This is a genomic window from Planococcus sp. 1R117A (assembly GCF_051417975.1).
Taxonomy (GTDB): Bacteria; Bacillota; Bacilli; order Bacillales_A; family Planococcaceae; genus Planococcus; species Planococcus shenhongbingii.
The window spans coordinates 773,569-794,650 of record NZ_JBPRLO010000001.1; the positions used below are offsets into that span (position 1 = coordinate 773,569).

The following is a 21,082-nucleotide window of genomic DNA, read 5'->3' on the forward strand; positions in this document are numbered from 1 at the left end:
CCATGAACAAACAGTAACGAGTATTCCAGGAATAATAAAGTGTGGCAGAAGACCTTTTGCCACACTCTTTAAGCCATTTTACATTTTCAAACTGAAGGAAGCAACGGCCGAGCCGATAAGATCAACCACTTTATCCCCCACTTCAGAAGTGGAAGCCGCCCCCCCCATATCCGGGGTCAATATTTCCTTTTCCTCCAAGAGCTGCTCCATGGCTTCCAATACCATTCTCCCGTAATCCTCATACCCGAAAAAGTCGAGCATCTGGCTCGCCGACCAGATGGCTGCAAGCGGATTGGCAATTCCTCTCCCTGCAATGTCAGGAGCAGAGCCATGAATCGGTTCAAACATCGAAGGATATTTCCTTTCTGGATTAATATTGGCTCCTGCGGCAAGGCCGATGCCTCCTGCAAGAGCCGCGCCTAAATCCGTCAAAATGTCACCGAACAGATTAGATGTAACCACCACTTCAAAACGCTTTGGATCTTTGATCATCAGCATCGCAGCCGCATCGACTAAATAAGAAGCTGTTTCAACTTCCGGGTAATCCGCGCTGACTTCTTCAAAGACTTGATCCCAGAATACCATGGAATAATTGAGCGCGTTCGCTTTGGAAATGCTTATCAATGAACGTCGTTCCTTTTTTGCAACTTCAAATGCATAGCGGATAATCCGTTCTGTCCCTATTCTGGAAAATATGCTGTTTTGCATTACCACTTCGTGCGCTTGGTCTTTAAATAGCCAATCACCCGCTCCAGCATATTCACCTTCTGTATTCTCACGGATAAACAGCATATCGATATCTTCGCGCTTCGTGTCCGCAAGCGGCAAATAGGCGCCTTTCAACAGTTTGACAGGCCGGATGTTGACGTATTGATCAAAGTCTTTACGAATTTTCAGCAGCAGTTCCCAAAGTGAAATATGGTCAGGAACCCCTGGAAATCCGACTGCTCCCAGATAAATCGCATCAAACTCTTTTAATTGTTCAATCCCATCATCGTCCATCATCTTAGCATTTTCCGCGTAAAACTGACATCCCCATGGAAAATAAGTGAAGGTAAACTTCATTTCGGATGAGAGCTCGGCCACCTTATTTAATATTTTGATGCCTTCGCCAATTACTTCGGGACCGACGCCGTCACCCGCTATGACTGCTATTTTAAATTCTTTCATTCTATGGCCTCCCTCATTCTTCAGTTGTGATTCCACACAACCAATTTCATTTCAGTCATTTCTTCTACCGCATACTTAATGCCTTCACGCCCCGTTCCGCTTTCTTTCACACCGCCGTAAGGCATTTGGTCTACACGGTAAGTCGGCACGTCATTGATGATGACCGCACCTACATGTAATTTTTGTGATGCAGACAGGGCATTGCTGACGTTATTCGTGTAGATCCCTGCTTGCAGACCAAAGCGGGAATCGTTCACTTGCTCAATCGCTTGATCTACGTTGTCCACTTTGTTGACAACAACAACAGGCGCAAACGCTTCTTGACAGCAAACGTTTAACTCGCTGCTTGCTCCTGTAATAATAGTAGGTTTCAAAATGCCGTCTTGAATTTCTCCTCCTGACGCCAACACAGCGCTGCCTTCTTTCGTCTCTTCAATCCAGCTTGTTATCCGCTCGGATTCCCTTTTGCTGATCATGGCGGAAACATAAGTATCATCTTCAAGAGGATTGCCGATTTTCAGCTTTTTTGCAGCTTCTGTAAATTTCTCTAAGAACTCATCATATACATCCGCGTGCGCGTAAATTCGCTGTATGGAAATGCAGACTTGCCCCTGATTGGAAAAAGCACCCATGATGCAACGGTCAATGATTTGATCAATTTCCACCCCTTTATCAATAATCAGCGCCGAATTGGAGCCAAGTTCAAGCGTCGTCTTTTTCAATCCAGCTTTATTGCGGATGCCGATGCCGACGCCCGGGCTTCCGGTAAATGTCACCATGCTCACCCGCTCAGATTCGACAATCGCGTCCCCTACTATTCCACCTGGTCCTGTTACGACATTCAGTGCGCCTGCCGGAAGTCCTGCTTCATCGAAGACTTCCGCGATAAACAAAGCGGACAGCGGTGTTTGAGAAGCCGGCTTTAATACAACAGTATTGCCTGCTGCGATAGCCGGACCGACTTTATGAGCCACAAGATTGAAAGGAAAATTGAAAGGTGTAATGGCGCCAATGACACCAATCGGTTCTCTCGTTGTATAGCCAACTCGTCCCACTCCGCCTTTCGCTGCGTCAAATGGAATGGTTTCCCCTGTAATCCGTTTTGCTTCCTCGGCAGAAAACTTGTAAGTTTCAATGGTACGATCCACTTCCGCTCTTGCGAACATAATGGGTTTTGATGATTCGCATGCAATAATCATTGCCGCTTCTTCTGCTCTGTCTTTTAAGATTTCAACGACTTTTTCCAGAATTTCCGCTCGTCTGTAAGCCGGCATAGCAGCCATTGTCCCCCGGGCCTGGTAAGCCGCTCCAATCGCCTGCTCAACCCATTCTTTATCCGCAATGGCTATCTGTGCAATTTCTTCACCGGAATAAGGCGAATACAGAGGAGCATGCGTTTTTGTCTCGACTTTTTTTCCGTTAATCCATAGCGACTGTTTTTTCTGTTTTACTTCATTTAATAATTTATTCATCGAGGGCCTCCAATACCATTTCGTGAAACTGCAAAATCGCTTTTTCCGAAGCTGAATATCTGCCATGCTTGAATGCGCGGGAACGGAATCCGATTTGTTCCATTTCGATCAGTTCAATGTCTTCCTGGCGAACTTGTTCCGCGAAAGTCATCAAATCTTTTTCGTCCTGCGACAGATTTTCATCACGGAAGTAATAGGTGTAAACAGCAATGGAGTTGTTAGCATCAACCGGAACCATTTGGATGGTTGCCATATTGCCGGGTCCAGGATAAATTGTCACCATCAAGTTCGGCCATAACCAGTAGAATGAACCTCCTTGCATCTCCGCGTCATTCAAGTTTACTGTCCCGTAATTTTTGTCTTGCTTCACCACTGTTCCTTGTATTGAATAATTGTCGCAAGTGATAATTTGGTAATCGTTCATATCAAGCGTCGCTACGAAATCCGGATGCGCTACATGGCAATGGTCGCATTCCAGGTAATTGTCGATATAGGCTTTCCAGTTTGCTTTGATGGCACGGGTTTTTTGATGAGTTCTTTTCAACTCACCCAAAAACGGGAATTTGCTTAGCTTTTCAAAAAAGTCGCCGTAGGAATTCATCAAAGGTGCTGCTTCATCGTCCAGGTTCACAAAAATCAACGATTCCTGGATTTCCATCCGGACAGAACGCAAGCATGCATCCTGCACACAAGCCGCATCTTCGCCTCGGAAATTAGCCGCTTTATTCAATTTTCCATCAAGCTTGAATGTCCACCCATGATAGCTGCACTGAAGAATTTTCTTGTTTCCGGCATCCGCTTTTTCAAGTTTTGTTGCACGGTGAGGACAAACATTGTAAAAAGCGCGAATGATATCGTCTTTGCCGCGTGTAACAAGAATTGGCTCTCCCGCCACTTCTGTAGTGAAAAACGCCCCCACTTTTTCTAATTGGCTGGTGTGCCCGACCAGCTGCCAGCTTTTTGAGAAGACCAGGTCCATCTCCAAATCGTGTATTTTCGGGTCTGTGTATTTGTCGTAAGTCAATGTTCTTTCGAAAGTCCGAGTGGTTGTATTCTGTACTGGATTGTAAGCCATAATTTTTCCTCCTCCAAATTGGATAATAGAATTTTTCGTTCGTTCAGCCTGCTTGCATCGCTTTGCAGGCAAAAGGTGTACTCGCCATTTTAATGGAATCTGTAGGACAGCCGTCAAAAGCATCTTCCAGATCTTCTTCGTATTCTTCCGGCACTTCTGTTACACCGGCGTTGTCGTCAAGGAGAGCATAGGCAAGCCCCTCGTGATCGTAATCAAAGAGTTCAGGCGCTGTTTCTCCGCAAGCACCGCAAGCGATGCAAGTTTCCCGGTCAACTGTTGTATACTTCGCCATTTTAAAACCTCCTTTTTCCATATGTGAATGAAGAGACCCACCTTAAACAGGCAAACCGCTTTTTTCTTTTTCGCCCATGACACTCGTGCTGTGGAGCGGCTGTACTTTCGCGCTCGGATCGACGTACACTTTTGCGTTGCTTACTGCCGTCGGCGCTTCACCGAAGCCGCTGGCAATCAATTTCACTTTTCCGTCATACGTACAAATATCCCCTGCAGCATAAATGCCTTCAATGTTTGTTTCCATTCTGGAATTCACAACGATTGAATTGTTTTCGATTTCGAGTCCCCATTCTTTGATCGGACCTAGCGAGGAAACAAAGCCGTAATTGACCAAGACGTCATCCACTTCAATTTCCAGTCTTTTCTCCGTCTTCGCTTCTTTTACGGCCACTTTCTCAATTTTTTCGGCACCAATCAACTCAGCCGGAATATAAGGCGTTAAGATTTTCGCTTTAGATTTCTTCAATAACTCGACGCTGTGTTCATGCGCCCGGAATTTATCCCGGCGGTGAATCAGCGTCACCTGCTCAGCAATCGGTTCAAGCATCAATGTCCAGTCCACCGCTGAATCGCCGCCGCCGAATACGGCCACTTTCTTGCCTGCGAATTGATTTAAATTCCGGACGGAATAATGTAGATTCGTATCTTCGAACTTTTTCTCGCCTTCCATTTTCATCGTTTTCGGCTGAAAAGCTCCATTTCCCGCAGTAATGATGATGGCTTTTGTATAATGGATTTCTTTATCGGTCATAATCGCAAGCATTCCATCAGAAGTACGAGCGATGTTTTCCACTGATTGCCCAAGGCAGACCGTATTTTCAAATTGGTCCATCTGTTTCAGGAGACTGTCTACCAACTCTTGCGCTCTTACTTTAGGAAACCCTGCAATATCATAAATGTATTTTTCAGGGTATAAGGCAGACAGCTGGCCGCCCAGTTGCGGAAGGCTTTCGATAATCTTCACCGATGTTTGCCGCATTCCTGCATAAAAGGCGGTAAACAAACCTACAGGACCTCCTCCAATGATTGTGATATCGAATACTTCAACTTGTTTTTGCATATGCATACCTCCTGAATACTTTTCTTTTTCGAGCATGCTGGCAGCTCGGCAATTGACGAGAAGCTTTTCTTTAAGGTGTTCACTTAATATAAGCAATTCCCATGCCAACCTTGAAAATCATTGCTATCTAAGCATTTAATTAAAATAGATACTGAAAGCATCTTCATTTCGAGTTATAGTTGACTCAAAATAAAAAATTATTAGTCAAATACAACTCACTTTAAAAAGGAGGCGCTTTTATTGAAAAAATTGGAAGAGGAAAATGAAAATGTGGAAATGACTTTGCAAACTCTCCTAAAGATTCTCAATCATTCTTCTGATGAAATCTTTGTACTTGATGGAGATAAGCGAATTCTTTACGTAAATCGCACTTGTGAAAAGCATTATGGACTCAAGCCTTCCGATGTCATCGGGAATTACAGCATGGATCTGTTTGAAAAAGGCTATTGGACTCCGACGATTGTTCCTGAAGTTTATGATAAAAAAGAACCTTGCTATATGAAACAGCAAACTTACATCGGTGCTGAACTGACAACGTCAGCGATTCCCATATTGAATGACCAGGGAGAAATCGACCTCGTCGTCATTACATCCGCAGAAACCCAGACTTATAAAATGCTTGAAGCAAAAAAGGAAGGAAATGAGTCAAATTCGACTCAGTTATTAAAAGAAGAAAGCAAAATGATTACAAACAGCAGTGCAATCATAAAAATCCTGAGTTTTTGCAAAAAGGTAGCGCCTACCGAATCGACCATTTTGATTCTCGGAGAGTCCGGTACAGGAAAAGGCGTGCTTGCCCAATTTATCCATGAAATTAGCAAACGGAAAAATAAGCCGTTCGTAAAAATCAACTGTGCAGCAATACCGGAAGAATTATTGGAATCAGAACTGTTCGGCTATACAAAAGGCGCTTTTACGGGAGCCAGCAAGGCAGGGAAACAGGGCCTGATCGAAGCAGCGAACGGAGGCACGATTTTCCTGGATGAAATAGGAGAAATCCCGCTGACTGTACAGGCCAAACTCCTTCAAGTCATTCAGGAAAAGCAGTTCATTCCTGTCGGCAGCAATGAAACAAAGAAAGTGGATATCCGCATTATCACTGCAACAAACCGGAACTTGTTGGAAATGGTGGAGAATAAACAGTTTCGGGAAGACTTATTTTACCGTTTAAATGTCATTGATATTCACCTTCCCCCTCTCCGCGAAAGAAAAGGGGACATTATTCCACTGACTTATAATTTTTTAAATAAATTTAACGACAAATACAACGAAAATAAAATGATCTCAGAGGAATGTCTGAACATTTTTATGGATTATTTATGGCCGGGCAATGTGAGACAACTGGAGAATTTAGTGGAACGTTTGGTTGTAGTAAGCGATTCAATCATCCAAGTATCCGATTTGCCGGATATTATTAAAGAAAGTGTGGAGCATTTTTCAACTCACCCAATGCCCGCCAAACTCAGCGAAGCTCTTGAGGAAACAACAAAGATTCTTGTCAGAAAGTCTTACCAAAAACACAGTTCGTCAAGAAAAGTGGCGTCCGATTTGGGGCTAAGCCAAACAAAAGCATCTAAATTGATCAGGGAATACTGTGCGGATTTAATTTCCGGCTCTGTGCAATAAACTTGCCCTGCCCTGCTCAACCAGTTCTTGTCCTTTATTCCCAGTAAAATAAATGCAACCCCTATTCCGATCAAAAATAGAAGAGTATCTTGCTTCTTGCAAAGGAATTCCCATTTCCAAACGTGCCATCAGCAATTACAGGGAAGAACTGAAGATTCTTCCATCAGCAGACGAAAAGAAATTCCAGTCAAATGAAGCAGCCACTGTCAAAAACTGAAAGAACGTTTCTGATAACGAAAGAAATGATCTGAAACTCGCAGGAAAAACAGATAGGCCCGCCGATCAGGAAATGATCGGCGGGCCTATCTGTTTTGATTCTTGTTAACGATTACTGCGCTGTCAAGCCGCCGTCCACGACGAATTCAGATCCCGTAGAATAGCTCGATTCATCAGACGCCAGATAAAGGACGAGATTCGATACTTCTTCCGATTGCGCGACGCGCTTCAGCGGGATGTGCTTGGCAAATTCCTCTACAGCTGCTTTGGTATCTTCCTGTACGACCATAGGCGTCGCAATCACGCCTGGATGCACCGAGTTTACACGGATGCCGTAGTTCGCGCATTCCACCGCAGCAGCTTTCGTCATGCCGCGTACCGCAAATTTCGTGTCGGTGTAGCCGATGGCGCCGGCTACCAGTCCGTTCATCGATGAAATATTGACAATCGAGCCGCTGCCCGCTTGCTGCATGGACGGGATGACCGTTTTCATGCCGAGGAACACGGACACCTGGTTGATATCGACGATGCGGCGGTATTCCTCTTCTGTCATCTGCAGAATCGATTTGGCCATCGTAATGCCGGCATTGTTGACCAATACATTGACCGGGCCGAATGCGTTTTCAGCCTGTTCCACAACTGTTGTCCAGTCCGCTTCACTGGTGACATTCTGCTTGATGAACAATGCATTGGCGCCAAGTTCTGCTGCAAAGGCCTGCCCTTTTTCTTCGTTCAAGTCTGTCAAAACGACTTTTGCACCTTCTTTGATGAATTTTTTCGCATGCGCCGCACCCATTCCTTGTGCCGCTCCTGTGATAATGGCGACTTTTCCTTCTAAACGAGCCATGTTTTATTCCTCCTGAAATTCAAATGGATTAAATTAAACTACATCTGTAAATTTACAGATAAATTATATACTTGTCCATCCAAATGCATTGATGTCATAATAAATTCAATAATCCTTTCTTTTCTGGACAAAACAGGGGGCTACAACATGACAATTAGCGAAGACCGGCGTATCCTGCGCACCCAAAAAAAGCTGAAAACGGCGTTACTGGCCTTATTGAAAAAAAAAGAGCTGAACAGCCTGTCGATCACTGAAGTCACACAACAGGCCGGATGCAACCGCGTGACATTCTATTCGCATTACAAAGACCTGCAGGAGCTGTTGGCTGCGATCGTCGATGATTATCTGCAGGAGCTTCAGTCTTATTTCCGCAAAAGCTTTCAGTATCTGGAGCGCTTTTCATCCACCGATGCACAGCGCCATCTCCCCATTTTTGAATTCATCTATCAAAACCAGTTTATCTCCTCCCTTGTCATCAAAGGGGAAGTGCTGCCGGGGTCGCAAAACCAGTTCTGCGAAAGCCTGGTACAGATTTCGGCCACCGAACTCCGGCTGGAAGAAGCGAGCGACACGGAAGTGCCTGCATTGAATTACTTCATGACGTATGGCAGCCTCGGATTTTTCATCCACTGGCTGAAGGAAGATTTCAAGGATTCCCCTGAAGCGATGGCTAAAAAACTGGCGGATCTGCATGGCAGGATGTATGGTGGAGCAGTTGTCATCAACGACTAATTGTTAATAAAATGAAAAACCCGCCAATCAGAAAGATCGGCGGGTTTTTCAAGAAATTTATCTGGATGTATAGCCTGCATCTGCATGGATGGTCGTGCCTGTCACGTAAGAAGAAGCGTCAGATGCCAGCCAAAGAGTGGTTTAGGTGATTAATTTGAAAAAAATCTGAGCATAGAATTCCCCTTACCCCCAAAAACTTTGCATAACGATAAAAACCCGCCGATTTCCTTGGCGGGCACTGGATATGTGGACAGTTTCATCCGTAAACGGGGATAACTTTCCTGTTTCGTCAGTCTTTTATGGTTATCCACATGTGGATAACCCGGATTGGAAAGAATCCATTCCTATCCACAGCTTATGTACAAAAACCCGCAGTTCTTAGCCTCCGGGTTTTTTATTTTGAAACTTTCAAGCCGTTCAAATGCTCGATCAGCTCTTCAAGCGGCATGTCCGCCATTGAAGACAAGCGGTGTTCAACTTCACAGAAATCCATTGTATGGGTCACTTCGTTCGGTACAATGACACAGCCCATGCCGGCCCGTTTCGCGGCCATCGCGCCATTCGCCGAATCTTCGAATGCCACGCATTCTTCCGGACGAAGCCCCAGACATTCTGCCGCTTTAATGTAAAGGGCAGGATCCGGTTTCACTTTCTCGACATCGTCTGATGTCCGGATGCACTCAAAATAGCCGAACAGCCCGAGGTTTTTCAGGTATTTGGAAACCCATTCATAATCGGAGCTGGAAGCAAGCCCGATTTTCAAGCCGAGCTCTTTTGCGGCCTTCAAATAATCCTCTACGCCGTCGCGCGCTTTTTCCTTCATTAGTTTCACGTGAAACTTTTCTACTAACCGTTCCTGCAATTCTTTGTGCTCGATTTCCTGCTCAATCAGTTCTTCGAGATAATGAAACGGTGAAAAGCCGGTCTGCGTCCCGATCTCCTGCTGCCAGCGCTCAATCGGCAATTCGCTCCCGTATTCAGCAAACATGTCCTGCAAAATCCGGTAATGGTGCGTTTCGGTGTCGAGTATGAGTCCGTCAAAGTCGAAAATGATTCCTTTTATCATGGTGCAGCTTCCTTTCTGTTGAGAAATCTATTCTTTGCATTCTCTTTACTATTACCATTCACCAAAACCATTACGTTAAAACAGTCTCCATTGAATTATAACTTCCCCTACTTCTACTGTATGATGGAAAGAAGGAGTGATGACATGATCTTCCTGATTGTCTGGCTTGTCCTGATCGGCTACGCTGCATTTCTGGCACCCGGTGAAGACCCTGACCCTATACTTTCTGCTATACTGCGTGGAGATTGGAACGGAATCGATCCATTGGTTCTTGCCGTCTTCAATTCACTCGGCCTGTTCCCGCTCGTATTCCTGACCATTCTGCTTTTGCACGACCGCCAAAGGTGGCCAGCGTGGCCGTTCGCTCTGCTGTCTTTTGGGATCGGCGCGTTCTCACTCCTGCCGTATTTCGCGTTCGGCGACCGGCCGGCGAAAAGCAGCACCACTGTCCGGACGCCGCGCTGGCTCATGCAGTTCCTGTCTTCCCGGTTCTGGCTCCTCGTCCTGATGCTGATTTGGGCAGGCATCCTTCTGACACTGCTCCAGGGATTTTCGCCGGAAGCTTACCGTGAGGCTTTCTTCGCCTCCAGTCTGGTGTCCGTCATGACCGTCGACTGGTTTGTCCTGTGGGGCTTGTCCGTCTATGCCGTCAACCGGTACTGCCCAAAGGCGAAAGCTAAAGGGCTTGCATGGATTCCGATTCTCGGGCCATTGCTCGTGATGTGGATGAATAAGAAAAATTCATCTTGAAAATAAAAACAGCACGCGGATTCATCAAGGACCTGATGAAGCTGCGTGCTGTTTTTGCCTATTCAGTTTGCACACGTAATAAATTATTCGAATTTTCCGTTATATTATTCTTATTGATTTCGCCTCGGATTATAATGGGATATAGGAGATCAAAACCAAAAGGAGGAATTGGAGTGATGAAATTGATGGAAGGCAAAGCGGGACTGGTGACAGGAGCAGGATCGGGAATTGGCCGCGCCAGTTCGCTGGCATTTGCACGGGAAGGCGCAAAAGTCATGGTCTCGGATATCAACGGAGAAAGCGGCAAGGAAACGGTCCGCATGATCGAAGAAGCGGGTGGTGCGGCGGCGTTCTTCCTTTGCGACGTGTCGAGCGAAGACGACGTGAAAGCGCTGATCGATGCCACAGTAGACGTATTCGGCAAGCTGGATTTCGCCCACAATAATGCAGGCATCACCGCTTCAATCGCTCCCATTGCGGAATCCGACAGCGCCGACTTTGACCGGGTCATGAAGACCAATCTGTACGGCACTTATTATTCGATGAAGCACGAAGTGAGAGCGATGCTGAAAACCGGCGGAGGATCCATCGTCAACACCTCTTCCGGTGCCGGGCTCGAAGGCGTGCAGAACATCGTCGACTATGTCGCGTCAAAATTCGGAATCAATGGCATGACCAAAACCGTGGCGCTGGAATATGGCCGGCAAGGCATCCGCGTGAATGCCCTCTGCCCCGGCATCACCTCGACGCCTGCTGTCGAAGACTGGTTCGCCGCGGCACCGGAACAAGCGGAAGCCATCAAGGCCACACTCCCTTCCGGCAAGCTTGCCTCCCCGGAAGACGTGGGCAATGCGGCCGTGTTCCTTTGTTCGGATCTCGCCGGTCAAATCAGCGGTGTTATGCTGCCGATCGATGGCGGGTTTACGGCTGGGAAGCTTCAGGGGTAATGCCCGAATTTATGGGAATGGAAATAGAGCGCTTCACTTCCAAAATACGACAAAGGAAAAATGCTTATGGGAACCATCCCTTAAGCATTTTTATTATTTCAAGCAGCAAATACCTCAAATTAGACGGAACAAAATATGCTTTACTTTAAAAAATTATAAGTTTACTTTACTTTTATAACTAATTAATTTATAGTCTTGTTAAGAGGTGATGGTTATGAAGAAGAATTTTGGTGATTCGATTTCAAATAAAGTGTATGAATATCGAGTACTTGCCAGAATGTCTCAGCAGGAATTAGCAGAAAAAGTCGGAGTTTCCAAACAAACCATCTTCGTCATGGAAAAAGGAAATTATGTTCCGACTCTCCTATTGGCATTTCGGATCGCCGATTTTTTCGAAGTTGATGTAAACGACATTTTTACTTATGTGAAAGGAAGTGACCAAATTGACGAATAATTTTGAAGCTATCTCTAACGCCATTTTTCATCCGTTAAAGTCCTGGGCCGAACAATCTGCTGGAAATTGGAATATTCTTATTGGCAGCGGTTTCATCCTGCTTTTTATCGCCTGTATCCTGACCTACGTATTCCACCAGAAAATCGGTAGAGAGGATGAAAGAACAAAGCAAATATCGTTGAACAGTGCATTTATCATTTTATGTGTCGTCATTTTATGCGATATGATTTTCCCGAAAGAATATATGTGGCAAATTTTCTTTTTGTACAAATATTCGTTTGCGATTCTCGCTGCAGGCATTTACCTAGCTATTCGGTACCAAAAAGATTTTCTAAGTTGACCAAAATGTAATACTCTAAAATTAAAAAGAGCGCCTTTGTTGTTTAATTTAACACAACAAAGGCGCTCTTTTTATAGCTACCGGTCTAACGCTTATTCAATAGAAGTCTAACTGGCATTTCATTGTGGAGATGCCTAAAATCAATCAATTCCCTAACTAATCTATTCACCTTCTTAAAAAATATCAATACCCGGCTAATGATGGTAAATACGAAGAAATCCAAGGAATATAAGTAACCAAAATTAACACAACTAAAATTGCTGCATAAAACTTCAACGACTTCCTTCTTTATTTGAATCTTAAATTGATATCAAGGCGCGGAAGTCTCCGGCTGCAGTTCCGGATTTTCCGCTGGATTTTTAGCGGTCTTCGTCACATCATCGAGGTGATCCAAGCGCCGGTTTTTCGTTTCCGGGAAGACCCAGGCCCATATCGCCAGCAGCATGAACAATCCTGCACCGCCCAGTATAATCGGCTGATAGCCGTAGACCGGAAATACCGCTGCCGTGATCAACGGCGGGAAGGCGGACAATCCGCGTCCGATCTGCAAAGCCCATGAAATCCCCGTGGCCCGTACATCGGTCGGGAAAATTTCACTGAACAGCGAGCCGAATACAGAAGCACCATTGGAACCGAAATACAGGAAGAAGATAGGCACGAGAATCCACAAGGAGTTAATCAAGCTTGCCCAAGTAAAGTAAAGGGCCAGCCCGCCAAGTGCCGCGACAAACGCCAAATAGCTCAATGTGATTTTCCGGCCCCATTTATCGGTTGTATAGCCCGCAATGAAGGAACCGACCAGACCTGCAAAGGCTGTAAAGAACAGCCACCAGCCGGCAGCCCCCATTTCGAATCCTTCGTATTTCACTAAGTAGGTCGGCAGGAAATTGGTGATGCCATAGTAAGCGAAATATTGCAGCACCGCTGCTATTAACGCAATGGTGAATGGCTTCCAAAATCTTCTGAGGCCGTATTTTTTGCGCCAATCCACTTTTTCGAGCGATTTCTGCTTTTTCACATCGGCTTCCCATACCTTCGACTCTTCTACATCTCTCCTGAGCCAAAGAGCAAATAGAATCGGCAGGGCAGAAATGATGAAGGTCATGCGCCAGCCGATCAAAGGAAGGATGAACCCTCCAACTGTAGCCCCCAGGAAAATCCCCATATAAGCGCCGCCATACAGCATACTGCTCCAGAATCCGCGCTGTCTGGAAGGGACAGACTCACTGACAAGCGCCTGCGCCGCACCGTATTCCCCGCCTAAGCCAAATCCGGCAATGGCTGTCCAGAAAATCAGCCATTCATAATCGAATGTAAATCCGCGCATCAATGTCGCTAAACAGAAAATCACCAAAGTGGCGATCAGGATTTTCTTCCGCCCTATCCGGTCCCCCAAATAGCCGAAGACAACGCCGCCAACGGCTAAGAAAGCCAATTGAACAGAAAAAACAGCAGCCACTTGTGCAGTTGATAAGTCCAATGCCGCTGCCATCGGGATGACGAGGAAGCTCAAAACAAATATTTCGTAATAATCAAAGATCCAGCCAATATAAGCACCAAAGAAAATTTTGTACTTCGCTTTATCCATTTTTTCGTTTTGCGGTTGAACGCTGCTTGTCATAAACGAGCCTCCCTATAATTGGTTTATAGAAAATACGCATGCCCTCTATGGTGTATGTCATGGCTGAATGTATGAATTTTTACTGCGAGATCAGATTGCCGCTTTCCAGTTTTAAGCGCTATTCCGGTATTTTGACTTCTTCCTTAGCTTCAATAGACAAGTATTTTTCTTCCCACTCATTTATTTGGCTCAGTTTAAACAACTTTTGGCGGTCTTCCCAGGAACAAATAGCCTCATTCAAGTTTTTCTGGGAGCCATCGGCATGCAATATGCTTAATGCCTGTTTCATTCCTTGGATCGATGCCCGTAAAGCGGTATTAGCACAAAGCACGATCTGATAGCCCAGATCTTCCGCTTCTGTCAGGCTGATCAGCGGCGTCTTGGCTCCTTCAACCAAATTGATCAGTTGGGGAATCCCTTGCAGCGAAGTTGTAATCGCTTTCATTTCTCCCAAAGAAGTCGGAACTTCGATGAATAACACACCAGCGCCAGCTTCTTTATACACGCTTGCCCGGTCAAGCGCATCGTCCAGCCCATTAACAGCCAATGCGTCTGTCCTGGCAATGATCACAAGATTTACATGTTTGCACGAATCTTGTTCAACATACCTTCTTTGGAAATGACGTTCTTATTGTCGTTTTGTTAAGGTTTCTCTACCAGTTTAAGATGGCGCTGAATGGAATGGACCGCTGCTTCCAAGCTGTTCCGGATATGCTCCCTCATCAGGATTTCAGCTTGTTCCCCGTCTTTTTGTTCGATGACTTTATAAAGGGCCAAATGTTCTTCAGCTGCCGCGGAACTGCGGGATTTGCTGGTTTTCGGGCCAAGGCTGCGATAGCGCATAATGTGGTCATTCATATTGTTCAGGATTTTCACCACCGTACGGTTGCCGCTGACATCGTACAGCATATGGTGGAATTTGTCCCCGTAGAAAATCACTTTTTCACTGTCGCCTTGTTCGGCAGAGCGGATCAACAGTTCGGTCAGGAATTTCAGTTCGCCCAGTTCACCGGAAGTGATTTTCATCGCCGCTTCTTTGGCAACCACCCCTTCCAGCAAGCTCCGCACGGTAAAAATCTCTTTTGCCTCTTCTACGGATACGGGTGCCACTCGGATCCGGCCGTTCGGCATCCGTACGATCAATTCTTCCAATTCGATCCGGTTCAGTGCTTCACGGATCGGCGTCCGGCTGATGCTGAGCTTTTCAGCCAGCGCTTTTTCATTGATCTGCTGGGAAGGCTCCAAATCTCCCGAAATAATGAGCTTTTTCAGTTCCATATAAACAAAATCTTTTGCCGAGTACCTCTTGTTATCCACTGAGGAAAGATCCATGGTCAATCTCCTCTCTTTTTAGAGCATAATTGTATACATTTATACCTTAATGCAATTAAACAACCATTTAAATTGAATGTCAATAATTTTCTGATAACTTGATTCAAATTATTAATTAACAATAAAAGGCACCGCATGGAGCGGTGCCTTTTGGTTTGCGTAATGTAATTGTTCATAAACTAGAAAGATCGTGTGCTCAATAAAAAACAAAAGAGCTTCCCTTCTGCTACCGGCAACCAAAATTTATTCAAACAAAGGACTTACCGGTTTTTCATTATGGACGTGTTCAATCGCTTCAGCCAATAAAGGCGCCACTGAAAGAATCGTCATTTTCGGAATGCGTTTCTCCTCAGGCAGATGGATTGTATTGGTAACAACCAGCTCCGTGACGGCCGACTCTTCGATTCTTTGAATCGCCTGGCCAGATAAGACCCCGTGTGTGCAGCAGGCATAGACCGCTTTAGCACCATTCTCCACCAGAACATTGGCAGCTAAAGAAATAGTGGCCGCGGTATCGATGATATCCACAATGATGATGACGTTCTTGTCTTGGATGTCCCCGACAATATTCACCACTTCGGGTTTGCCCGGCTGCATCCGGCGTTTATCAAGAAAGCCGATCGGAACATCCAGATGGTCTGCCAGCTTACGGGCTCTTCCCAGACCTCCGTTGTCCGGCGCTACGACAATCGCATTTTCCAATCCCTTGTCATGGAGATGTTCTGCTAAAATCGTTCCGCCCAGCAGCTGATCTACCGGAATATCGAAGAATCCCTGGAGCTGCGGAGCGTGAAGATCCATCGTGATGATGCGGGTAGCCCCTGCTTTTTCCAGCATATTGGCCACCAGTTTTGCGGTGATCGGCTCACGCGAACTCGCTTTCCGGTCCTGACGCGCATAGCCGTAATACGGAATGACTACAGCGATGCTTTCCGCGGATGCCCGCTTCAGCGCATCAATCATGATCAGCAGTTCCATGATGTGCTCATTTCCCGGCTGGGATGTCGACTGGACCAAAAAGACTTCTGCCCCCCGGACACTTTCTTCCAGGTTGATCTGGACTTCCCCGTCGCTGAAGCGCGTAATGGAACTTTTGCCCAGCTCACAGCCCAGTAAATCGGCGATTTCCTTAGCCAATTCCGGATTTGAATTCAATGTGAAAAGTTTAAAGTTTTTTCTTAATTGATAAGGCAATGTATAGTCCCCTCCGCAAAAAAAATTGTTTGTACAAGTGAAAGCTGACTGGCTATTATGCCGGTTAACCAACTGGCATATGCCTGCAGCAGTTAGTTTTATGATACCTTTTTGATGGGGTAATAGCCAATAGTTAAAATTTATTTTGCTTTGGTGAATTGGAATAAGCTGTTTCCTCTGAAATTCAAAAAAGCAGCCTTTCTCCACAGAAGGAGAAATTGACTGCTTTTTCTATAGCTTATACTCTAATCAGACTTTAAATCATACAGACTGTACAGCTTTATCTACATCGTCCACTGTATCCGGGCTTTTTTTGGATTTGAAACTTACCGCAAACAGGATGCCAAGAACGAGAGTGTAGGCTGCGAAAACCAGCCAGATGCTCTGCCAGTCTTTGATGCCGTCCACCGTTAAATAATCCACTACTCTTCCGCTGATCACCGCTCCGAGATAAGCACCGAGCCCGTTCACCATGGTCATGAATAAGCCCTGGGCACTCCCGCGAATCCGGCGGTCCACTTCTTTATCGACAAACATCGATCCGGAAATATTAAAGAAGTCAAATGCTACACCGTAGACGATCATCGATAGCAGCAAAAAGGCAAACCCTAATCCAGTCGGGTCTCCAAAACCTAATAGAACAAACCGCAATGTCCAAGCCGCCATACTCAACAGCATGACCGTCTTGATCCCGAATTTACGCAGGAAAAACGGAATGGCAAGAATAAAGATGATTTCTGAAAATTGCCCAAGCGACAATAAAATCGATGGATATTTCACAGCCAGGCTATCTTCATAGGCAGGATTCAATGCAAAGTCATGAAGAAACGGGTTGGCAAATGCCAAGTTGATCTGCAGCGCAGCCCCGATCAGCATGGCAAACAAGAAAAAGATGGCCATTCTCTTTTGTTTGAACAGGACAAAAGCGTCGAGTCCCAAGCGGCTTGTCCACGACTTGTCAGTCTTGTCATTTGATGTCGGGCAATCCGGCAGGACCAATGAAAAGAGAGCCAGCAAGACGGCAGCCCCTGCTGCAATGTACAACTGCATATTGCTCAACTCAAATCCGCCAAGGCTGATGAGCCACATGGCAAAAATGAAACTGACGGTTCCATAGACACGAACGCCCGGGAATTCTTTCGTCGTATTGAGCCCTGCTTTTTCCAAACTAATATAGGAAATGGTATAAGATAATGAAATCGTCGGCACGAAAACCACCGCGTTAAAGAACATCACCCAAAACATAGCCGTCGGGTCTGAAACTTGTGCGGCTATAAGCAAGGAAATCGCACCGAGAAAATGGCAGATGCCATACAGTCTGTTCGCTTTTATCCACCGGTCAGCGATAATCCCGACCAGACTTGGCATGATAAGAGAAGCCAGTCCGGATGCGCCATAAATGGTCCCGACTTGTGCGCCGGAAAAACCTAAGGTATTGATCATATACGAGCCAAGGGTCACGAGCCAGCTTCCCCAAATGAAAAACTGGAGAAAAATCATAATTTTAAGGCGAAATTTTATAGTCATTGTTATCCTCTTCCTATTTTTAGTGTCCATGCGGCTTAGTTACAGTTGTTACGCTTTTTTAGCCAGTTCCGTCATATAGTCAAAGAATGCATCGCGGTCAACGTCATACACGACATTCACAGGCCGTCCATCAGCGGTTTCAGCTGTACGCCCTTGGCTTGGGCCGTCTGTGTGCACGATGCTGTTGATGGTCTGCACTTTCACCAGATCAGAATTGCCGACAAATGCGGTGGTCAGCACATCCCATAAATAATAGGTCGAGTTCGTCGAGAAATGGACAAGCGGCGGCACCATCGCATAGCATTGCCCAAGGAAATCCACGCCGAGGTGTTTGCGGTCTTTCGCCCAGCGCTCACGCACATCCAGTGTCAGCGGTACCTGGTTGGTGCTTTCAAGTGCCACCAGATCGATTTTTATGCTGCTGTCCCAGACACGGGCTGCTGCTTCAGGATCCCAGAACACGTTCCACTCTGCTGTTCCATCATGTTCCGGTTCATGGACGTTTCCGGCTTCACGGAATGTGCCACCCATCCAGACAAGCCGTTCAATTTTCTCTTCGATTTCAGGCGCTGCGTCCAATGCGCGGGCAAGATCCGTCAGCGGGCCCGTAAACAATAAAGTCGTTTTTTCTTCCGTTGCCAAAACCGTCTCTGCTAAATGGAGATGTGCCGGCTGATCAGCTACGGGCGTCACAACTGTTCCAGATTCATTCAGAATCGGCAGGGCATCCACATAAAATGCATGCATGCGCCAATCTTTCGGAAAAGGATTTTTAGGGCGTGAGTTGGACTCAGCTACATCCAGGCCGCCGTTTCCAAAGCGGTCAATAATTTTCCGGCTCGCGAACATTGCCGGTTCTAAATAACAATCCGCTGGAATGACTGAAACGCCTGTTAGCTCAACTGTGTCCATTTTTAATAGTAAAAATAGCGAAACTAAATCGTCGACTCCGCCATCATGGTTAAAGTAAATTTTTTCTTTCATTATTTTTCCGTTCCCTCCGTGGTGAATGTTTTAGATTGCTTGCCATTCGCCTAATTATTTCTTATTGAACCGTTCGAATAACGCCATATCCGCTTCCACACCAATAGCCATCAAAATTCTCCTGGCTTGTTGCTTCTCATCATAAAGTAGAACTTTGCCTCTTAAAACACAAAAAAATGCTCCGGCGGCTACCGGAGCATTGACTAGGGAACGTGTAAATAAGGGAAGAATCGATCGCTTCTTCCGCTGAACACTTACCTCGTAGTCAAACCCTTTACGGCGGCTTGGTAGAAACTATTGGGCCATATCCCCAATCTTATACGACATTATTCGATATTAAATTCGAGTTAATGATAACAAGAATTTCGCTTGAGGTCAATTAAAAAGCAAACAATTGTAATGCTTAATATTAACTTTGTTCGTATTTTAAAGAGTTTTCATTACTTTTTCTTTGATATTATTACATTTTTTCTTTATTTAGGAATAGATGTAAATTCCTTTAGTACTGCATTCAGTACAATTTAAAATCAAAATTCCCAAGTCCTGCTCCGTCGTGAAGATTTTGATTAACCCCAAATTTGAACCAAAGCGACATCCCTTAATATTTTAGAAAGTGAAATTCCACTCTATTCATTTAGAAAAAAAGAGAACCAGGACTTCAAAGACAATCTCCTTTTTTATACCCCCTTCAAGTTTTAAATTCTGTACAAGAAAAGCTCTTACTTCATTTCGAAGTAAGAGCTTCTCTTTCAATTATCTATCTCTCTTATTCACAAGCAATTCCGTCGCCATCACGATCTAATTTTCTAGAGTAGCCGGGATCTCCTGTCCGAATTGGAGCCGCTCCTGCCGCACGGACAGCTGAACAGTTTTTATAGAAAACGTTCGTTGTCTGCTGCTGTTCTGCAGCCACGCGTGCTGCCTCTTCTTGCTGACGCTGTACTTCTGCAACTCTTGCTTCTTCCGCTAAACGCGCTTCTTCTGCTTTACGAGCTTCTTCCGCTTTACGTGCTTCCTCAGCCAAGCGCGCTTCTTCTGCCAGACGTTGCTCTTCGGCTATACGTGCTTCCTCTTTTTTCTTTTCTTCAGCCAATCGTATCTCTTCTGCTTTACGTGCTTCCTCAGCAAGTCTGACTTCTTTCGCTTTTTGCTGATCTGCAGTTACAGTAGTTTCTTCGCTCTTTTCTTCAGCTTCAACAGAGACCACGGTATTGATTTCTTTCGCCGACTCTTGCTTCGGCTCACCTTCGCCAAATACCATCATTAAGACGATAAACAAAGCAAAAGCATAAGCGATGGAAGCAATGGCTTTCTTCCAGCGTTTCCCACTGCGAAAACCAATCGCTTTTTGGTGTACTTTTCGTTTTTTCTTTGAAAATGGCACTTGTACATTGGTCAAAATCTCTTCGAATTTCTTTCCGGACCCGTTCAGCACCAATTTGCCTTCACCAGTTACAACTTCTGTTTTAATTGCAAAATGATCAAGTTCGGCATCTGCAAAAAACAGGAGCGGCCACTTCTTCACCAACTTCGCTTTTCTTTCTTCATTGTCATACTTATAAACGAAGATGCTGTTGTCGACTACAATAAAGTCGTTTGTTTTTTTCTTCTCCTTAAAATATCCTTCAACAATCAACAAAGCACCTTTATGCCGTTCCTGCAAAAGCCTTCTGCCATTCTTCGAGAAGCCCATATCATCGCGCTTCATAAGGAAAAACGTCGTTTTCACGTTGCTTTCACGCAAATCCTTTAAACGGTCTGCATGCAGGAAATAATCAAAGTTATGGGTCGCGGTTGACAGGACTTCTTGATTCGGATTGTTCTTCTTCAATTCAAGAATTTCAATGAATTCCTGGGTATCTTCGTTTTTATTGAAGTTAAAAGAAGCGCTGCTTGAATATCCAAATTCAATCGTAAGCTGCTGGTCATGCAAATTCTTTTTATCTTTTCCTTTATCGATTGTTTTCAAAGCCACATGGCTGATGTTTTGGTAGTCGTACATCCATTGATCGCTGTTCGACACAAACGAAACTGCGTTGGTCGACAGCACCAAAACTCCCGTTCTCTTCTGGCTGTTCAATTGACTTACATCAACCGCTATCGCTTTTAGCACTTTTTCATCTGTTGCCAAAATCATTGTCTGCGCTTGCTGCAAAAGCTTTTTGTGAAGAGAAACCATTAACTTCTGATCCGAAGTCGGTTTATTGCCTATCATCTTTTCCATTTCCATTTTTCCTCCTAAAAAATACAATACTAACCAACTGATTATACTACCATATCTTTACTTTTTTAAGAGGTTTTTAAAAATTATTTGCTATTTCACATAAAAAACCTTGAAGACAGCGGAAGATTAGATATCTTCTTGGCTTCAAGGT

General features: G+C 45.1%; 21 protein-coding genes and 1 riboswitch. Of the genes, 6 read left to right on the top strand and 15 right to left on the bottom strand.

Annotated elements, in window-relative coordinates:
* Positions 1–78 precede the first annotated feature (78 nt).
* From ACSFXN_RS03580 to ACSFXN_RS03600, 5 genes are read right to left on the bottom strand one after another with little or no spacing between them, the layout of a single operon-like run.
* Complete coding sequence (locus ACSFXN_RS03580; protein WP_437148815.1) at positions 79–1,170, bottom strand: tartrate dehydrogenase; 1,092 nt, start codon at positions 1,168–1,170, stop codon at positions 79–81.
* A 20-nt stretch (positions 1,171–1,190) separates the two neighbouring features.
* Positions 1,191–2,642: an aldehyde dehydrogenase family protein gene (locus tag ACSFXN_RS03585; RefSeq protein WP_437148816.1), complete on the bottom strand. Its 1,452-nt coding sequence runs from the start codon at positions 2,640–2,642 to the stop codon at positions 1,191–1,193.
* The gene (locus ACSFXN_RS03590) at positions 2,635–3,717 is read right to left on the bottom strand and encodes an aromatic ring-hydroxylating oxygenase subunit alpha (protein ID WP_437148817.1); all 1,083 of its coding nucleotides are present in this window, start codon (positions 3,715–3,717) and stop codon (positions 2,635–2,637) included. Before ACSFXN_RS03590 ends, ACSFXN_RS03585 begins: the two co-directional genes overlap by 8 nt.
* Before the next feature lie 43 nt (positions 3,718–3,760).
* Positions 3,761–4,009 carry a ferredoxin gene (locus ACSFXN_RS03595; protein WP_437148818.1) on the bottom strand — a complete coding sequence of 83 codons (249 nt, stop codon included), beginning with the start codon at positions 4,007–4,009 and terminating at the stop codon, positions 3,761–3,763.
* A 42-nt stretch (positions 4,010–4,051) separates the two neighbouring features.
* Complete coding sequence (locus ACSFXN_RS03600; protein WP_437148819.1) at positions 4,052–5,071, bottom strand: NAD(P)/FAD-dependent oxidoreductase; 1,020 nt, start codon at positions 5,069–5,071, stop codon at positions 4,052–4,054.
* A gap of 276 nt (positions 5,072–5,347) precedes the next feature.
* On the opposite strand from ACSFXN_RS03600, the gene ACSFXN_RS03605 reads away from it, so the two are divergent.
* Complete coding sequence (locus ACSFXN_RS03605; RefSeq protein ID WP_437149154.1) at positions 5,348–6,697, top strand: sigma-54 interaction domain-containing protein; 1,350 nt, start codon at positions 5,348–5,350, stop codon at positions 6,695–6,697.
* A gap of 328 nt (positions 6,698–7,025) precedes the next feature.
* Here ACSFXN_RS03605 and ACSFXN_RS03610 read toward each other — a convergent pair whose 3' ends face one another.
* Entirely contained in the window at positions 7,026–7,760 is a 735-nt protein-coding gene (locus ACSFXN_RS03610) for a glucose 1-dehydrogenase (RefSeq protein WP_437148820.1), read from the bottom strand.
* Positions 7,761–7,907: 147 nt separating this feature from the next.
* On the opposite strand from ACSFXN_RS03610, the gene ACSFXN_RS03615 reads away from it, so the two are divergent.
* Positions 7,908–8,492 (top strand): TetR/AcrR family transcriptional regulator, encoded by a 585-nt coding sequence (locus ACSFXN_RS03615; protein WP_437148821.1) that lies wholly within the window; start codon positions 7,908–7,910, stop codon positions 8,490–8,492.
* 57 nt (positions 8,493–8,549) lie between these two features.
* Here ACSFXN_RS03615 and ACSFXN_RS03620 read toward each other — a convergent pair whose 3' ends face one another.
* Positions 8,550–8,621: a hypothetical protein gene (locus tag ACSFXN_RS03620; RefSeq protein WP_437149155.1), complete on the bottom strand. Its 72-nt coding sequence runs from the start codon at positions 8,619–8,621 to the stop codon at positions 8,550–8,552.
* Positions 8,622–8,886: 265 nt separating this feature from the next.
* Positions 8,887–9,558 carry an HAD family hydrolase gene (locus tag ACSFXN_RS03625; RefSeq protein WP_437148822.1) on the bottom strand — a complete coding sequence of 224 codons (672 nt, stop codon included), beginning with the start codon at positions 9,556–9,558 and terminating at the stop codon, positions 8,887–8,889.
* Between the two features lie 144 nt (positions 9,559–9,702).
* Here ACSFXN_RS03625 and ACSFXN_RS03630 point away from each other — a divergent pair, with 144 nt between their 5' ends.
* The 4 genes from ACSFXN_RS03630 to ACSFXN_RS03645 all read left to right on the top strand — a co-directional run bounded on the left by ACSFXN_RS03630 (position 9,703) and on the right by ACSFXN_RS03645 (position 12,049).
* Positions 9,703–10,308, top strand: a complete 606-nt coding sequence (locus ACSFXN_RS03630; RefSeq protein WP_437148823.1) for a hypothetical protein — start codon at positions 9,703–9,705, stop codon at positions 10,306–10,308.
* The gene (locus ACSFXN_RS03635) at positions 10,305–11,255 is read left to right on the top strand and encodes an SDR family NAD(P)-dependent oxidoreductase (protein ID WP_437148824.1); all 951 of its coding nucleotides are present in this window, start codon (positions 10,305–10,307) and stop codon (positions 11,253–11,255) included. Before ACSFXN_RS03630 ends, ACSFXN_RS03635 begins: the two co-directional genes overlap by 4 nt.
* 214 nt (positions 11,256–11,469) lie before the next feature.
* Entirely contained in the window at positions 11,470–11,709 is a 240-nt protein-coding gene (locus tag ACSFXN_RS03640; RefSeq protein WP_437148825.1) for a helix-turn-helix transcriptional regulator, read from the top strand.
* Positions 11,699–12,049 (top strand): DUF2178 domain-containing protein, encoded by a 351-nt coding sequence (locus tag ACSFXN_RS03645; protein WP_437148826.1) that lies wholly within the window; start codon positions 11,699–11,701, stop codon positions 12,047–12,049. The genes ACSFXN_RS03640 and ACSFXN_RS03645 overlap by 11 nt, the downstream gene beginning before the upstream one ends.
* Positions 12,050–12,359: 310 nt before the next feature.
* Here the strand turns inward: ACSFXN_RS03645 and ACSFXN_RS03650 are convergent, their stop codons facing one another.
* From ACSFXN_RS03650 to ACSFXN_RS03680, 7 genes are all read right to left on the bottom strand, one after another.
* On the bottom strand, positions 12,360–13,670 hold the full coding sequence (locus tag ACSFXN_RS03650; RefSeq protein ID WP_437148827.1) for an MFS transporter: 1,311 nt from the start codon (positions 13,668–13,670) through the stop codon (positions 12,360–12,362).
* 118 nt (positions 13,671–13,788) lie between these two features.
* On the bottom strand, positions 13,789–14,217 hold the full coding sequence (locus ACSFXN_RS03655; protein ID WP_437148828.1) for an isocitrate lyase/phosphoenolpyruvate mutase family protein: 429 nt from the start codon (positions 14,215–14,217) through the stop codon (positions 13,789–13,791).
* A 95-nt stretch (positions 14,218–14,312) separates the two neighbouring features.
* On the bottom strand, positions 14,313–15,002 hold the full coding sequence (locus ACSFXN_RS03660; RefSeq protein WP_437148829.1) for a GntR family transcriptional regulator: 690 nt from the start codon (positions 15,000–15,002) through the stop codon (positions 14,313–14,315).
* A 243-nt stretch (positions 15,003–15,245) separates the two neighbouring features.
* Positions 15,246–16,196: a ribose-phosphate diphosphokinase gene (locus tag ACSFXN_RS03665; RefSeq protein ID WP_437148830.1), complete on the bottom strand. Its 951-nt coding sequence runs from the start codon at positions 16,194–16,196 to the stop codon at positions 15,246–15,248.
* A gap of 261 nt (positions 16,197–16,457) precedes the next feature.
* Positions 16,458–17,723 carry a nucleoside permease gene (locus ACSFXN_RS03670; protein WP_437148831.1) on the bottom strand — a complete coding sequence of 422 codons (1,266 nt, stop codon included), beginning with the start codon at positions 17,721–17,723 and terminating at the stop codon, positions 16,458–16,460.
* A 48-nt stretch (positions 17,724–17,771) separates the two neighbouring features.
* Positions 17,772–18,707: a nucleoside hydrolase gene (locus ACSFXN_RS03675; RefSeq protein WP_300990529.1), complete on the bottom strand. Its 936-nt coding sequence runs from the start codon at positions 18,705–18,707 to the stop codon at positions 17,772–17,774.
* A 242-nt stretch (positions 18,708–18,949) separates the two neighbouring features.
* A riboswitch (purine riboswitch) is annotated at positions 18,950–19,051 on the bottom strand.
* A 422-nt stretch (positions 19,052–19,473) separates the two neighbouring features.
* Positions 19,474–20,931 carry an excalibur calcium-binding domain-containing protein gene (locus tag ACSFXN_RS03680; protein WP_437148832.1) on the bottom strand — a complete coding sequence of 486 codons (1,458 nt, stop codon included), beginning with the start codon at positions 20,929–20,931 and terminating at the stop codon, positions 19,474–19,476.
* Positions 20,932–21,082 lie beyond the last annotated feature (151 nt).

Bases quoted from the DNA above. Each gene is read 5' to 3' on its own strand.
- ACSFXN_RS03590 (WP_437148817.1), bottom strand. From the start codon at position 3,717: ATGGCTTACAATCCAGTACAGAATACAACCACTCGGACTTTCGAAAGA.
- ACSFXN_RS03680 (WP_437148832.1), bottom strand. From the start codon at position 20,931: ATGGAAAAGATGATAGGCAATAAACCGACTTCGGATCAGAAGTTAATG.
- ACSFXN_RS03650 (WP_437148827.1), bottom strand. From the start codon at position 13,670: ATGACAAGCAGCGTTCAACCGCAAAACGAAAAAATGGATAAAGCGAAG.
- ACSFXN_RS03670 (WP_437148831.1), bottom strand. From the start codon at position 17,723: ATGACTATAAAATTTCGCCTTAAAATTATGATTTTTCTCCAGTTTTTC.
- ACSFXN_RS03600 (WP_437148819.1), bottom strand. From the start codon at position 5,071: ATGCAAAAACAAGTTGAAGTATTCGATATCACAATCATTGGAGGAGGT.
- ACSFXN_RS03610 (WP_437148820.1), bottom strand. From the start codon at position 7,760: ATGGCTCGTTTAGAAGGAAAAGTCGCCATTATCACAGGAGCGGCACAA.
- ACSFXN_RS03640 (WP_437148825.1), top strand. From the start codon at position 11,470: ATGAAGAAGAATTTTGGTGATTCGATTTCAAATAAAGTGTATGAATAT.
- ACSFXN_RS03615 (WP_437148821.1), top strand. From the start codon at position 7,908: ATGACAATTAGCGAAGACCGGCGTATCCTGCGCACCCAAAAAAAGCTG.
- ACSFXN_RS03580 (WP_437148815.1), bottom strand. From the start codon at position 1,170: ATGAAAGAATTTAAAATAGCAGTCATAGCGGGTGACGGCGTCGGTCCC.
- ACSFXN_RS03595 (WP_437148818.1), bottom strand. From the start codon at position 4,009: ATGGCGAAGTATACAACAGTTGACCGGGAAACTTGCATCGCTTGCGGT.
- ACSFXN_RS03605 (WP_437149154.1), top strand. From the start codon at position 5,348: ATGACTTTGCAAACTCTCCTAAAGATTCTCAATCATTCTTCTGATGAA.
- ACSFXN_RS03675 (WP_300990529.1), bottom strand. From the start codon at position 18,707: ATGAAAGAAAAAATTTACTTTAACCATGATGGCGGAGTCGACGATTTA.
- ACSFXN_RS03585 (WP_437148816.1), bottom strand. From the start codon at position 2,642: ATGAATAAATTATTAAATGAAGTAAAACAGAAAAAACAGTCGCTATGG.
- ACSFXN_RS03630 (WP_437148823.1), top strand. From the start codon at position 9,703: ATGATCTTCCTGATTGTCTGGCTTGTCCTGATCGGCTACGCTGCATTT.
- ACSFXN_RS03625 (WP_437148822.1), bottom strand. From the start codon at position 9,558: ATGATAAAAGGAATCATTTTCGACTTTGACGGACTCATACTCGACACC.
- ACSFXN_RS03660 (WP_437148829.1), bottom strand. From the start codon at position 15,002: ATGGATCTTTCCTCAGTGGATAACAAGAGGTACTCGGCAAAAGATTTT.